This is a genomic window from Marinobacterium halophilum (assembly GCF_003014615.1).
GTDB classification, from domain to species: Bacteria; Pseudomonadota; Gammaproteobacteria; order Pseudomonadales; family Balneatricaceae; genus Marinobacterium; species Marinobacterium halophilum.
Window position 1 is genome coordinate 53630 of the sequence record NZ_PYGI01000023.1, and the last position, 15614, is coordinate 69243.

The window sequence follows — 15614 nt, forward strand, 5'->3', positions numbered from 1 at the left end:
ATGTAAAAATACCTTTCACTTTTGCGCCGCTCAGTTGATATTCCTCCCCGTACCCACTCGCACACCGGTGGCGACCACCGCAGCAAGAAGAGACCCTGCAGATGAAAACCACACCCGCCGACGCTCATATTCTCATTGTTGAAGATGATCTGGCTTCACGCTCTCTGCTGGTCAGCTATTTTGAAAACGAAGGCTACCGCGTGTCCGAAACTGATCAGGCCAACAACCTGCGCGAACGCATCGAACGTGAACGCATCGACTTGGTTCTGCTGGATATCAGTTTGCCTGGCAAGGATGGTCTCACCGTTACCCGCGAGCTGCGTGCCAGTTCCAGCGTCGGTATTATCCTGGTGACCAGCAAGGGCGACGAGATCGACCGGATTGTTGGCCTGGAACTGGGGGCAGACGATTATGTTACCAAGCCCTTCAATCCGCGTGAGTTGCTCGTACGCTCCAAGAACCTGCTCTGGCGGATGTTCAATGCCGACCGGCCACAGACCCAGAGCGACGCGCGGACAACAACCGGCTATCACTTTGAAGGCTGGGTACTGGACCCGCACAAACGCCAATTGACCAGCCCGGACGGCCAGCACGAGCGTCTGCCCGAGGGCGAATTTAAACTGTTACAGGCGCTGGTCAACCACCCGGGCCAGGTTCTGTCTCGTGATCAGCTGATGGATGCCATCCATGACCGCGAATGGACACCCAACGACCGTTCCGTCGATGTATTGATCGGCCGTCTGCGGCGCAAGCTGGGCGACAACCCGTCCAATCCCCAGCTGATCCTGACCGCCCATGGCGCCGGCTACATGTTCGCTGGCAACACCGGCACATGAAGGCCCCTGAAGGCTACCGCATCTACCGCCAGCTGCACCGGAGCAACGACTGCCGTATCAGTCGCGCGGTACGACTCAAGGATGGTCGAGATGTGGTCATCAAGCAACTCAACCGCAACCAGTGCAGCCGCGACCGGTTAAGTCGTTTCCAGCATGAGTACGACATTCTGTCCCGTCTACGCATACGGGGCATCATGGAGCCGCTGGATCTGCTTACGCTGGAGAGCGGTCCGGCGGCCATCTACATCGACTCCGGCTCGCTGCCACTGCGCCAGCTGATCGTCGAACAGAAACTGGAATGGCCGCAATGGCTGGCGATCGCCATCCGTATCAGCAACCTGCTCGGTCGGCTGCATGAAGCGGGCATCACCCACAAACAGATCAGCCCCGACCATCTGCTGCTCAACCCCGACACCGGCATGGTTGAGCTGATCGGTTTTTCCCGCAGCACCGGATTGAGCCGTGAACAGGCCAACTGGCATACACCGGACCTGAGCCAGGAAGGACTGGCCTACATCGCACCGGAACAGACCGGTCGCATCAACCGCAGTATCGACTACCGCAGCGATTACTACAGCCTGGGTGCCAGCCTGTACGAAATGATGACCGGACGTCCGCCTTTCATGGGTGATGATGGCATGGCGCTGGTACACGACCATATTGCCAAACAGCCCGGCTCACCGCATCAGCTCAACCCGCAGCTGCCTGAAATACTGTCGCGGGTAATCCTCAAGTTGCTGTCCAAGGACGCCGCCCAACGCTATCAATCCAGTGTCGGCCTGATCCACGACCTGCAGCAATGTCTGCAGGCACACCAGCGCCACCAACATGACTTTACCTTCCAGCCAGGCCAGCAGGATCTCTCGGCACGCTTCCAGATGCCACAGCGTCTCTATGGCCGCGAGCCCCTGTTGCAGCAATTGCGCCAGCAGTACGACCGCTGCTGCCGGAGTGAATCTCCGCTGGTCCTGATCACCGGGTATGCCGGTGTAGGCAAGACCAGTCTGGTATATGAACTGCGCCAGTATGTGAACGAACAGGGTGGCAGTTTCAGCGGTGGCAAGTTTGACCAATTCCGCCGCAACCGCCCCTATTACGCTATTTTTCAGGCACTGCAGGGGCTGGTACGCCAACTTCTGACCGAACCTGAAGAGCGCATCGAACGCTGGCGACAGCAACTGCTGGACAGCATTGGCAGCCAGGCGCAGGTGCTGCTCAAGTTGATTCCCGAACTGGAGCTGATCATCGGCAGCCAGCCGGATCTGCCCCCGCTGCCTCCGGCAGATGAACAGAGCCGTTTTTCCCGCCTGTTCACCCAGATGCTGCGTGTACTCGCATCCCCCAAACGGCCGCTGGTGCTGTTCCTGGATGATCTGCACTGGGCGGATCTGGCCTCGCTGCACCTGATCGAAACACTGGTCAATGTCAGTGCCCCACCGGGGTTAATGCTGATCGGCAGTTATCGTGATCACGAACTGAGCGCAACCCATCCACTGCGCACCCTGCTGGAGCGTCTACAACAGAACCCGCAGCCCCCCCTTGAGCTGGCACTGCAACCGCTGGAGCTGACTGAAGTCAATCAGCTGATCGCTGATACCTTGAAGGTCGAACGCACAACCTGCCACGGCCTCGCCCGTGCCTGCATGGCAAAAACCCAGGGCAACCCCTTTTTCCTCAGCCAGTTTTTACATGCACTGCATCAGGATGGGTTGATCAGTTTCCGCGAACAGCGCTGGCAATGGGATGAGGACGCCATCCATTCTCAGGAAATGACCGATAATGTGATCGAGTTGATGGTCAATAAGATCCAGCGTCTGCCACTGGCCACCCAAAAGGTATTGCCGCTGGCGGCTTGCATCGGCAGCCACTTCAACCTGCGCACCCTGTCTGTCGTTAGCGGGCACCCTCCTCGCGATGTTACCGACCGCCTTTGGCCTGCCATGAGCGAAGGTTTGATCGTGCCTCAGGATGACAGCTATCGGCTGTTCCAGAACATTGAGCCCGAGCGCACCCGGTTCCGTTTCGTGCATGACAGAGTGCAGCAAGCGGCCTACTCGCTGATCGCCGATACCGCGCTGGAGCAACTGCATCTGCAAATCGGCCGGCAATTAGAACAGAGTCTCAAACCCGACGAGATCGATAGCCGTATCTTCGAGATCAGCAACCATCTCAATCAGGCACAGAAGCTGCTCCAACACGATGATGAACGCCTGCAACTGGCCCGGCTCAACCTGCGCGCCGGTATTCGGGCACGAGAATCTGCAGCGTTCGACTCTGCACTGGACTACCTCAATACCGGCCTTTCGCTCCTGCCATCACAGTGCTGGCAACGTGACTATACTCTGGCTTTGGAGTTGCACACCGCCGCTGCGGACATCGCCAACATCAAGGGCAAGCACGAACAGATGCTGGCCCTGATTCGTACCGTGGAAGCCCATGCCTCACGACTGCTCGACCGCATCCGGGTGTATCAAATTCTGATCCAGTCGCAAGTCGCCAATAATGAATTCAAACAGGCCTTGCAGACGGCCCAACTGGCTTTGCAGCAGCTGGGGGTAAATATGCCCGCCATACCCGGCCGTGGTCAGTTGACCTATGCCGTCACCCGTACCCAGTGGCTGTTACGCCGGATGCCCCCGGAAAAAATATTGCAGCTACCAGCCATGGAAGATCCGCAACTACTGGCTGCGATGCCGATCCTGGCCAGCATGTTTGGCGCGATCAAATTCTCCAGTTCAGAGCTACGCCCGCTGGTCATGGCACGCCAGGTCGAGCTGACCCTCAAACACGGCCTCAGTCCTTTGGCCGCACTGGCCTTTGCCGGTTATGGCGGCGTGCTCTGCGGCCAGTTCAATGCCATCGACCAAGGCTATCGGCTGGGAAAACTGGCGTTACAACTGGACGAGCAAAACTTGTCAACGCTCACTCACCACCGCACGCTGACGCTGTTCGACTGCTATATTCGCCACTATCGTGAACCGCTGAAACACTGCATGGAGTCCTTGCTCAACGCCCATCAACTGGCACTGGATGCGGGTGATATGGAATGGAGCGCCTACGCACTGGCGGCTTATATCCAGTATGTGTTCCCGCTGTGCCGCAATCTGGATGAGCTGCAGCCCAAGCTGGAGCAGTATGCCAAGTTGCTGGCTGAATCCGGTCAGCAGCAATCGCTGCAGTATTCTCAGTTTGTGCTGCAAACCATGGAGAACCTGCGCGGCCAATGTGCCGATCCGACCCGTTTCGACGGTCGCTTCTACCATGAAGAGCGCAACCTGGCCGAGCTGAAACGCGAGAACCACCGCACCGCAATCAGCCTGCACCACTTCTATAAAAGCCTGCTGTGCTACCTGTTCAATCAACCGGCTGAGGCCTACCGGCACAGCGAAGCCGGTATGGCCCTGCGCGCCTCAATCAGCGGTACACTGACGGTGCCCTGGCTGCAATTGATCAATGCGCTGAGCATACTGGCTCTGTTGCCGCAGACCCATATCCTGCAGCAACCGGCACGACTGAAAAAAGTCCACCAAACATTGCGATACCTACGCAAGCTGGCTCGCTTTTCGCCGGAAAATCATCGTCATCATGCTGATCTGCTGCAAGCCGAGCTGTACCGCCGTCGACACCAATACACCCGCGCCATGGACCTGTATGAGCAGGCGATCGAACATGCCCGTCAGCAAGGATTTGTGCTGGATGAAGCGATGGTGTCCGAACTGGCCGGTCAGTTCTATCTTGATTGGGACAAACCCGGCATTGCCCGCACCTATTTGCAGGACGCGTACGAACGCTACGCCGACTGGGGCGGCCGCGCCAAGCTGGAGCAGATGCAGCAGCAGTACCCGTTCACCCTGGAGCGATCCCTGCGGCACCTGGACGATCCACACCCTCAGGATAACGCCTCCGGCGGGCTACCGTTAGACAACCGCGCCTTTGATATCAACTCAGTAATCCACGCATCCCAGGCCATCTCTGACGAAATCGTGTTGGAGCGACTCCTGGAGCGACTGATGCAGCTGGCCTTGCAGAATGCCGGTGCGCAGCGGGCCATACTGATCATGCGCCGTGCGCAGGAGTTGTTTCTGGAAGCCGAAATCTGCCTTAATCAGGCACCACGCATATTCAATGCCCGGCCGCTGGAGCACAGCGAAGCCCTGCTGCCACTGAGCATTATTCACTACGTCGCACGTACCAAAGACGACGTAGTACTCGGCAATGCCACCGAGCACCAGATGTTTCAACAGGATTCCTATATCCGCCAGCATCAGCCGCGCTCACTGCTGGCGATGCCGATTCTGTACCACGGCGAACTGACTGCCATTCTGTATCTGGAGCATTCGGAGAGTCGTGATATTTTCAACCGCGACCGGCTCAAAACACTGCAGATGCTGGCATCTCAGGCCGCGATTTCAATCGAAAACGCCAAGCTCTATCAGAGTCTGGCGCAATCCGAGCGCGAGTATCGCTCATTATTCGAAAACTCCAGCGAAGGCATTTTCCGCATTGATCGGCGTGGCCACTTCATATCGGCCAACCCCGCGCTGGTCAAACTGCTCGGTTACGCCAGTGCTGGACAGTTCCTGGGCACTGTCACCGATGTCATCCGCGACTGCTTCGTTGACCGCAAGGAATGCCACCAGTTTCTTGCCCAGCTTAACCGCCATGAACGGGTACTGGGCTTCGAGACCCGCTGGCACCGTCAGGACGGCAGCGAGGTATTCATCTCCATTTCCGCGCACTGCATCACCGATGAACAGCAGATGCTGACCTACTATGAAGGCTCGCTGACCGACATCAGCGAGCGCAAGGCCAAGGAAAAAGCGGAACTCGCACGCGAAAAGGCGGAAGCCGCCAGTGAGGCAAAAAGCCAGTTTCTGGCCACCATGAGCCACGAAATTCGCACCCCGATGAACGGCATTCTCGGCATGGCCCAGCTGCTGATGCGCTCGGAGCTCGGTGCCCACCAGCACCAGCAGGTCGACTCCATCTACCGCTCGGGCCAGTCACTGCTGAGTATCCTCAACGACGTGCTCGACTTCACCAAGATCGAAGCCGGACAGATGGAGCTGGAACAGACAGAGTTCAGCCTTCACGAGCTGTTGGAGCAGTTGAAACAACTGCTGATCCCCATGGCACAGGAGAAGCAACTGGACCTGATTCTGCGCCCCGACCCGGCCCTGCCCGACCGGCTGCTGGGTGATCCGCGGGCGCTCAATCAGGTACTGCTCAATCTGTGTACCAATGCGCTCAAGTTCACCGCCGAAGGTTATGTCCTGATCAAGGCGCGTCTGCTGGCCGACCAGGGCGATGGCCGCTGCCATATCCATTTCGAAGTGGAAGACAGCGGCATCGGTATTCCGCTGGCTGCTCACCCACGCATATTCATGCACTTCAGCCAAGCCGACAGCTCGATCACCCGTCGCTTCGGTGGCACCGGATTAGGGTTGTCGATCTGCAAGCGACTGGTGGAATTGCAAGGCGGCGAGGTCGGCTTTGACAGCCGTCCCGGTGAAGGCAGCCGCTTCTGGGCCGAATTGGCATATCCGGTTATGGAGCATGCCACTGCCGCTTCGACCGCTGCTACACCACTTGTTGCAACGCAACGCTCGCAGCGGCTGGATATCCTGCTAGTGGAAGACACGCCGATCAACCAGCAGGTCACCGTAGGGCTGCTGGAATCGGAGGGTCACAGCGTCAGCGTCGCCGACGACGGCTACACTGCGCTGTCGATGCACAACGATCATGCTTATGACCTGGTACTGATGGATATCCATCTGCCCGATATGGACGGCATCGAGACAACACAGCGCATGCGTCAACACAGTGATCCGTCACGTGCCCAAGTGCGCATCATCGCGCTGACCGCATCGGTTACTCCCACCGAAATTCGCCGCTACCAGCACGCCGGTATGGATGCCGTGGTCAGCAAGCCGCTGCAGTTCGACGAGCTCAACCGCTTGCTACGCCAACATCCACCCGTGAACGGTGCCGATCTGGTTGGACCCGCCCCACCTGCAGCGCTGCTCAACACCACGTTGCTCAACCAGCATCTCTGCATGTTGGGACAAGAACGCTTTCACGGCCTGTGCCAGCAGATGAATATACAATGCCTTGACCTGCTACAGGAATTGGAACAAGCCGCACCGAGTGAACAGGTGCCACTGCTGCACAAGCTGGGGGGAACGCTGAGTAATTTCGGCATGCAGCAGGCAGCTGAACTGAGTCGGCAGTTGGAACAACAGTCGCATTGCTCTGAGGCTGAACTGGACCGGCTGATTCCGCTCTGCCGCTCCAGTCTGAACGAACTTCAGGCCCGCTTTGCACATCAGCGGCCCTGAAAGCACTAGCCGTAGACAACCTGTCCGGGGTGTTGGCGATAGTGCCGCACCTCTTCGACACTCAATGCCCGGCTGAACAGATGTCCCTGTACTTCATCACATCCGGCCAGCTTCAGGTATACCAGCTGATCCGGTGTCTCCACCCCCTTGGCCGCCACCTGCAACTGCAGTTTCTTGGCCAGGGAGATCGTTGCAGACAGCAGAATATTGTCATCGAAGCTGTTGCGGATATCACGCAGAAACGATGGGTCCAACTTGATCCGGCTGAACGGTAACCGGTGAATCTGATCCAGACTCACGCCCCGGCTGCCGAAATCGTCCAGTGTCAGCCCGATGCCGCGTTGCTGCAACCCCTGCAACATGGCGATCTGTTCCGTCTGCAGCGTTTCCAGATCCTGCTCACGAATTTCCAGCTCCAGCCAGGCCGGATCGATATCATACTGCGTGATCACAGCATCAAGCTGTTGCGCCAGGGCCGGCACCTGCAACTGGGACAAACTGAGGTTAATGGCCACCGGCAGGACCGACACCGCCTCGGTGCGCCACTGTTGCAACTGATGACAGACGCGCTCCAGCACCCACTCGGTCAGATCAGGCATCAGCGCCAACGATTCAGCCACCGGCAACCACTGCGCCGGGGGCAACAGACCAAATTCGGGGCTATTCCACCGCACCAATGCCTCAAAACCGGTCGGCTCATAACCCGGCAAGGCCACCCTTGGCTGTAAATGCACCTGAATCTGCCCTGCGGCCATAGCGGCGGGCAACAGACGAGCCAGATGTGCCGCATCCGCATCTGGCGCGTTAAATGCGGTATCAAAAAGGGCATACTGACCACGCCCGCTCTGCTTGGCCTTGTACATTGCCATGTCCGCGTGCTTGACCAACGTCTCGATATCCATGCCATCCTGAGGTGATAATGCCACCCCGATGCTGGGGCTGGTACTCAACGCAGATCCTTGTAACGCGGCATAAGGCGCTGACAGTTCCCGCACTAACTGCCCCACTTTTTCTTCAATATCCGCACGCTGTTTCACGCCGGTTAGCATCAACACGAATTCGTCACCGCCGAAGCGGCTGACGATATCGGTCTCGCGCAGCAGACTCGTCAGTCGTTCGGCAACCGCTTGCAGCAGTCGATCACCCACCTTATGACCCAAGGTATCGTTGATCGCCTTGAACCGATCCAGATCGATAAAACAGACTGCTGTAAACCGCCCCTGGCGCTTGGAGCCTAACAGGTGGGAGTGCGCCAGCTCCAGAAACAGACGACGGTTATACAAACCGGTCAGAGGGTCCCGTGAGGCGGCCTCCAGTGTTTGCTGATGCTCCAAACGCAAGGTATTCAGCAAGGCCTGGTTACGCTGTTCCGAACGCTCCAGCGCACACAGCTGCTCTTCGCGGCCATGCATCATCCATAACAGCCATACCAGTCCAATCACCACGACCAGGCTCAGCAACAATACAATGAGAATATGCTCTGCCCGCTGCTCACGATAGAGCGCCAGCACTTCGTGTTCGGCCTGGCGCATGACGACCACGAAGGGGAATGCATTCAGGCGATGGAACAGACTCATAAACACCTGACTATTAGTCAGATCAACGGCACTGAAATGCCCCTCATGCAGCCGTGAGCGCAGGATCAGACTGTTATCGAAATGACCCTCGCTGCGTACCAGACCACCGCGTTCAACCTGCACCAGTGTATCGCCACGGTCGGTCAAAATCTGGATGCTGGCCTGCTCGCCCAGATCCAGCCGTTGATACAGGTTAAGCAGATATCCCAGATTCAGGTCCAGCAACAGATGGCAACAGCCTTGCTCGGCTGTGCCTGCAGGCAACAACAACGGTAACGATCCGACTTCATCCATGGCCACCTGCGGCAAGGCACGCAACACTGATGGCTGACGGCCACCTTCTGCTGCCAACAGGTCAAGGTCAAGCCGCTGCCGACTGCCCGACCCAGTGGTATAAACCAAATTGCCATCATGATCATAGAGACTGAGACGGCTGAATACGGAGTCCGCCAGCATTAATGCCGCCATATCCGTTGTTTGAGTCACTGGCGAAAGTCCGCCTTTATCATGGATCAACGCACGCAGGGTTCTGGCACGGTCGAGCACCTGCTCCAGGTTTTCCGCCACAGTAAAGGACAAGTTGCTCAAGGCGACCGCTTGGGTATCCAGCGTCTGTTCACGGCGTTCATGCAACTGCAGCAGGGTAAACAGCCAGACCGCCACCAGCAACAGCAAGGCAAACAGGGCCACACCCACCTGCGGGGAGGTCAAGGAAACGGGATCGCGTTCTAATGGAGGGCTCAATTAGCTGTCTCGACTTTTTCCTGTAGTCACGCAAAATTCTGTAATCAGAGCGCGACAATATAGGGAAGCTAGCAACAGCAGATGACATTTAAATGAAAAAACGCGACCCGGAGGTCGCGTTTTAAGTGAGTAAACTGGTTGCGCTTACAGTGATTCTGTTTTTGCTGCGCCCTGAGTATCGTCGGACTCAGAATCCTGCTTCATGGCATCCATCTTGTCACGGGCATCCTGCTCCAGCTCGGCGGCTTTTTCAGCTGCCTGCTCACCCAACTCACGGGCACCGCTTTCCGCCTGATCATACGCATCAGCAGCGTCCTGCTTGATCTGTGACCCCATTTCTGCAGCCTTGTCCGCCATTTCAGCAGTTGTTTCACGGGCATTGGTTTCGGCTTCTTTCATCACGTCGCCTGCCGCCTGCATTGTTTCACCCGCTTCTTTCTTCAGCGTATCCATCGCTGACGGCTCGGCCGGTTGTTCGGTCACTGGTGCCTGGCGAGTCTCCTCGGTTGTCGCCTTGTCATCACCACAGCCAACCAGCAATACCGTCGATGCCAATACCGCAGACCCTACCATCGTGTACCAGTTCATATGCTTCACTCCTGTTGATTACCGCATGTTTGTATAGGTCATCAGTATAGACAATACAACTGAGTGCAATCTGAATGTGCCAGTGTCAAATCACAATAATGGATAAGATACCCAGCACGACAAAGAGGCCACAGGCAGACCAGCGTGCCAGGTTGAGCGGTATTTTCTGCATCAGCCAGCTGCCGGCATAGGCGATTGGCACGTTCGCCAGCATCATGCCGATGGTAGTACCGGCGATAACCCAAAACAGGCTGTCATAACGAGCCGCCAAAATGACGGTAGCAATCTGAGTCTTATCGCCAATCTCGGCAATGAAGAAAAGGATACAGGTGGCAATAAAAGCACCGTATTTGAGCACCGCGCCATCCTCCTCGTCATCCTTGTCCGGAATCAGAACCCAGAGACCCACCGCAATAAAGCTGGCACCGATAATCCAGGGTACCCATTGTTCGGGAATCCACTGCACCAGCCAGGCGCCCAGCCAGGCAGACAGACCGTGGTTCAGAAGTGTCGCAACGAGAATGCCAAGAATGATCGCATTGCGTTGCGCAAAGCGTGCCGCCAGAAACAGCGTCAGCAGTTGAGTCTTGTCACCGATTTCGGCGATGGCGACCGCAAGGGTCGAAGGTATGAAGGCTTCCATTGATATGCGTCCGGCGGGCTTGTTGATTCCATAAGACATCACACACCGGCCCGCCAGGACAGTATGTCATGTCTCAGGTCTCATCAATCCCGACAACGGGACGTGACTGCCATGAGCATGGGGCTCAATTATGTTGACAGCCACTCTGCCGAATCAACCGGCCAGACGATTACTCCCCCAAGAGCGGGCGCAATAGTAACAGCGGTATTGAGTACATACAATTTTTATCAATTACTGGCCTGAAGCACTGGCTCGGGTAGAATGACAGCCTTGTCACTACTATGATTGAAGGGTTACCGATGACTGCACGACTGGGATCTGCCGCTGCATGCCTACTGATCAGTTTCACTCTGGCCGGATGCCAGACGCTGCCGATGCCCTTTGCCAAGACACCACCGGCACCGCCGGCCGCTGCGGTAACATCGCCTGTCATCAACAACCCGCCGCCGACAACGCCCACCGCCGCCGAGACATTGCCCGCCAGTGCCGATCTGAACTGGGAACCCAAGCTGGATCAGCCGATCGCGCAGCTGGAAGCCCAGTTGCAGCTAGAGGAGTCACAGCTGGCGAAAAACCATACGCTCTCCAGCATCGCCTACCTGCACGACACTCGTCTCTACCTGCTGTTCCAGGACACGTTGGACTATCTGCCTGAGACCGCACAGCGCCACGAAGTCGCATTGCAAAACCGTTGGCTGGATCAGCGCGCCGACGCCATGACTCGCGCCTTCCTCGAAGACAAGGATGGCGAAGTCGCGCGCTTTGCCGCAGGCCAGGCGTTTATCGACGAGACCCTCAAGCGGATCGAAGAGCTGGAACAGCTGCGCAAGCTGGTCGTCATCGATTAATCAGCACGCGCGATAGCGGCAGAAGGCCTGATAGTCATTCTGCACACAATCGGCATAGGCCTGCGCCATATTCAGCAACAGATCGGTAAAGGCCTCTGCGTGCGGTAACGTCCGCTGCAATACCCCTTCGGCGAATACATCAGCACCACCTTCACTCAACGCCCGCGCACCACGCAGATGAGATGCCGCCAGAATGCGCCCCCAGGCGGTGGCCAGATGCCGCCAGTGCTTGGGTTTATGCAGTTTATCCGTCGGGTAGTCCGCCTTGAAAGGTGACCGTTCACGCACCGAAAATACTTGATCACCCAACATCAGCCAACCCACATACGGGTCCGGGTGGCGCGCCATGGCCTGAAATGCCAAGGCATGACGCTCACCTTCATGGCTGAACATCTGGTCATATTCGGCCCGTTCTGCAGGGTTCATCACCCACCAGGCCGCTGGCGGCTGCTGCGCCTTGATATCCAGGATAACGTCATCATGATCGCCATCACCCTGCCCTTCAACCAGGGCATAATAACGATCGGTACCCAGTGAGCCGGTACCGGCACTGAGACGACGTGCCAGATCCTTGACCTTGAAATGCTGACGACTGTGTCCCGGTATTTGGTCATTCAACGTGGCTTGGTAATCCACCAACGCTTGCTCCAGTGCTGCTCTATCTACTACCGAAAGCGGGGCCAGCTTGGGATGGTCACTGATGAATCGACGTTCCTCCCCCGCTGCACACTCGGTCCATTTCTGCAGCATGCCTGCCCGGCCTTTTTTCTCCGTCAGTTTGATCAGAAACGCCTGCAATCGCCCATCCGTGGTATCAGCCATCGCGGCCCAGTCGGCAACGGTGTTGGTGTCCTGTTGCAGGGTCGTCAGGTAACTGTCAATCAGCGTGGTCAGGATGTCACTCAGGGCCTCCGGCTTGAGGCTCTCACTTTCGCGTACCGCCAGCACCACACTGGTCAGCAGCCGCCAGAGATCATACTGATAATCACCGATGATGCCGTCGTCGAAATCGTCCAGACCAAACCGCACCTGCTCATCGTGGCTGCCGTAAGCACCGAAGTTGTGCAGGTGAGCATCACCTTGCAACCACGTTTGGGTCGCGGTAACACCGCCAAACAGCGAGAAGTGCCAGTCGCGATAAAGATCCTGCCAATAAAGATGGTTGCTGCCGCGAAAGAAACTGAATGCCGACGCCGACATCCGCTCGTACTTCTGCTGCCTGAACGCCTCGCCTAGATTCGCGTTGAATCGCTCCAGTGCTTCGACTACCTGCTGTTCACGGTTGTGTGCGGTTGCAGCACGCATTGACGGCCTCCTGCTGTACATGATGTGAGGTCCACACCTTAGCGCAGCCATGCGCGGGATCAAACCGCTTTGATATACAACACTGTACGGATCCATTGAGCATGTTATTATGATCTTAATGCGAATGATTCTGATAATCAGGATATATCAATGAAAATTAACACCCTGCTGACACTTCTACTGGCATTGACGTTCCAACCCCTTACCGCCTCAGCCAACACTGACCTTCCGACGTCCGATGCCAATAAGGCGCACCTTGGGCAACAGCTGTTCTTCGATACCAATCTGTCCAAAAACCGTACCCAATCCTGCGCGTCCTGCCATTCTCCTGCGCAGGGCTTCGCTGATAACCGTGACGGCACAGAACTGGGCGGCTCATTGGGCGATGACGGCCACTCTTTAGGCGACCGTAACGCCCCCGCCGCCGGATATGCGCGCTTCAGTCCCGCATTTCACCGCAAGGCCAACGGCGAATGGGTGGGGGGACAGTTTTGGGATGGCCGTGCAGCCACGCTGGCGGAACAGGCTGGCGGCCCACCGTCAAACCCGATCGAGATGGGTATGCCGGACAAAGCCAGCGTCATCGCCCGCCTGAAGGAGAATACCGCGTACGTGCATCAGTTCAATGCACTCTATGGTGCCGGTATTCTGGACCAGCCTGAGCAGGCCTATGCGGCCATGACCGACAGCCTGGAAGCCTTCGAAAAGACCGATTTTTTCGCTCCCTTCGATTCCAAGTACGACCGTTTTCTGCGTGGCGAAGCCAAACTGACCGACCAGGAAGAACTGGGACGCCTGCTGTTTTTCTCCCAGCAATTCACCAACTGCAACCAGTGCCATCAACTCAACACCAGCGCCCGTGCCAAGCACGAAACGTTCAGCAACTACCAATATGAAAATATCGGCGTGCCGGTGAATACGCAGTTGCGTGCTCGCAATGGTGTAGCTGCCGACCACATCGACCGCGGCCTGCTCGACAATCCCGCCGTCAACGATGTGGCTCAGGCCGGCAAATTCAAGGTACCGACTCTGCGCAACGTTGCCATTACCGGCCCTTATATGCATAACGGCGTGTTCAAGGAGCTGCGCACTGTGGTGTTGTTTTACGATCATTACAACAACCCCACCCGCACCACCAACCCCGAAACCGGTAAGCCCTGGGCAGAGCCTGAAGTAGCCGACAACCTCGCACTGGAAGAGCTGCAAGACGGCCCCGCACTGCCCGATGCACGTGTAGATGCCGTTGTCGCCTTTTTGAAAACCCTGACCGACCAGCGCTATGAACATCTATTAAAGTAGATTCATCACCTGTAAGCAGGCTCCTACGTCGAGATGACGCACCATGCAGGCGCTTGCGCTGCAAGCGATTAAGGCTGGTCAGGCAGCATACCCATGGCCAACCTTATGCTAGAATCCTGCCATTATTTTCTGCCCTTGATGGCTGACTCATCCAAGCTACAGGACCTGTGACACCATGAGCCTTGCGCAATCCGTTCTGGCCGTAAACAACGACCTTCCGATCCGTACCGACCGCCCTGTTCACAGCGGCAAAGTACGCTCCGTCTACTGGCTGACCGAAGCAGACAGCCGCCGCCTGATCGAGGAAAAGGGCTATAATGTCGCGCCTGACGCCCCGCTGGCGATCATGGTAATCAGTGACCGTATCTCCGCGTTTGACTGTATCTGGCACGGTGAAGGCGGCCTCAACGGCGTGCCGGGCAAGGGCGCGGCACTGAATGCGATCTCCAACCACTGGTTTGGCCTGTTCCGTGAACAGGGTCTGGCCGACAGCCATATCGTCGACATCCCGCACCCGTTCGTCTGGATCGTGCAGAAAGCACGCCCGGTGATGATCGAAGCGATCTGCCGCCAGTACATTACCGGTTCCATGTGGCGCGCTTACAGCAAGGGCGAGCGCGAATTCTGCGGCATCACCCTGCCGGAAGGTTTGCAGAAGGACCAGAAGCTGCCCGAACTGCTGATCACCCCGTCAACCAAAGGTATTTTGCGCGGAATTCCGGGTGTGCCGGAAGCGGATGACGTCAACATCACCCGCGCCAACATCAGTGACAACTTCGAAGCCTTCGGTTTCCGTTCCGCTGATGACATCGCGCAGTACGAAAAGCTGTTGAAAGAAGGCTTCGGCGTCATCAGTGATGCGCTGGCCAAGCTGGATCAGGTCTTTGTCGATACCAAATTCGAGTTCGGTTATGTTACCGACGCCGCCGGTAACGAGAAATTGATCTACATGGACGAAGTGGGCACCCCGGATTCTTCCCGTATATGGGATGGCGCGGCCTACCGCGATGGCAACGTCGTGGAAAACTCCAAGGAAGGCTTCCGCCAGCTGCTGCTGAACCACTTCCCGGACCCGGACATCCTGCTCAATAAAGAACGCATGCCGGAACGCGAAGCACTGGCCCGTGACAACGCACTGCCCACCGAAGTACTGATGGACGTATCACGCACTTATCTGGGTATTGCCGAGAAGGTTGTTGGCCACAGTATCGAACTGTCGGAAAATCCGAAGGCCGAGATCATCGAGATCCTGCGCAGCCAGTATGGCTTGATCGACTGAGTCCAGGCAGTAGAACCTGCACAAAAAAACCTCCCCTGTTGCGGCAGCGGGAGGTTTTTTATGGCTATGTCTGAGTAAACTGTTGAAGATCTGCCATTCTTAAAGTATTAGCCATAAGCTTTAAGGGTGGCCGCTATGAAAAACGCCCCATTTCAGC

The 15614-nt window shown here is 57.0% G+C and carries 9 protein-coding genes; 5 read left to right on the forward strand and 4 right to left on the reverse strand.

Annotated elements, in window-relative coordinates:
- Window positions 1-101: 101 nt before the first annotated feature.
- Both torR and CLV44_RS15055 read left to right on the forward strand, forming a co-directional pair.
- Complete coding sequence (torR, locus tag CLV44_RS15050) at window positions 102-836, forward strand: two-component system response regulator TorR (protein ID WP_106592945.1); 735 nt, start codon at window positions 102-104, stop codon at window positions 834-836.
- Window positions 833-7174, forward strand: coding sequence for an AAA family ATPase (locus tag CLV44_RS15055; RefSeq protein ID WP_106592946.1), 6342 nt, complete (start codon window positions 833-835; stop codon window positions 7172-7174). The genes torR and CLV44_RS15055 overlap by 4 nt, the downstream gene beginning before the upstream one ends.
- Before the next feature lie 5 nt (window positions 7175-7179).
- Here the strand turns inward: CLV44_RS15055 and CLV44_RS15060 are convergent, their stop codons facing one another.
- The 3 genes from CLV44_RS15060 to CLV44_RS15070 all read right to left on the reverse strand — a co-directional run bounded on the left by CLV44_RS15060 (window position 7180) and on the right by CLV44_RS15070 (window position 10726).
- A complete protein-coding gene (locus tag CLV44_RS15060; protein ID WP_106592947.1) occupies window positions 7180-9462 on the reverse strand; it encodes a putative bifunctional diguanylate cyclase/phosphodiesterase in 2283 nt (760 codons plus the stop codon).
- A 177-nt stretch (window positions 9463-9639) separates the two neighbouring features.
- A complete protein-coding gene (locus CLV44_RS15065) occupies window positions 9640-10083 on the reverse strand; it encodes a hypothetical protein (RefSeq protein WP_106592948.1) in 444 nt (147 codons plus the stop codon).
- A gap of 85 nt (window positions 10084-10168) precedes the next feature.
- Window positions 10169-10726 carry a TMEM165/GDT1 family protein gene (locus CLV44_RS15070; RefSeq protein WP_106592949.1) on the reverse strand — a complete coding sequence of 186 codons (558 nt, stop codon included), beginning with the start codon at window positions 10724-10726 and terminating at the stop codon, window positions 10169-10171.
- A gap of 299 nt (window positions 10727-11025) precedes the next feature.
- Between CLV44_RS15070 and CLV44_RS15075 the strand changes: the two genes are divergently transcribed.
- Window positions 11026-11574: a hypothetical protein gene (locus CLV44_RS15075; RefSeq protein ID WP_146140019.1), complete on the forward strand. Its 549-nt coding sequence runs from the start codon at window positions 11026-11028 to the stop codon at window positions 11572-11574.
- Here CLV44_RS15075 and CLV44_RS15080 read toward each other — a convergent pair whose 3' ends face one another.
- Window positions 11575-12879 carry a DUF2252 family protein gene (locus tag CLV44_RS15080; protein ID WP_106592951.1) on the reverse strand — a complete coding sequence of 435 codons (1305 nt, stop codon included), beginning with the start codon at window positions 12877-12879 and terminating at the stop codon, window positions 11575-11577. It lies immediately after the preceding gene.
- A gap of 150 nt (window positions 12880-13029) precedes the next feature.
- Between CLV44_RS15080 and CLV44_RS15085 the strand changes: the two genes are divergently transcribed.
- Together CLV44_RS15085 and CLV44_RS15090 are read left to right on the forward strand one after the other, a co-directional pair.
- Entirely contained in the window at window positions 13030-14178 is a 1149-nt protein-coding gene (locus CLV44_RS15085) for a cytochrome-c peroxidase (protein ID WP_106592952.1), read from the forward strand.
- Window positions 14179-14353: 175 nt separating this feature from the next.
- On the forward strand, window positions 14354-15457 hold the full coding sequence (locus tag CLV44_RS15090; protein ID WP_106592953.1) for a phosphoribosylaminoimidazolesuccinocarboxamide synthase: 1104 nt from the start codon (window positions 14354-14356) through the stop codon (window positions 15455-15457).
- Window positions 15458-15614: the final 157 nt, after the last annotated feature.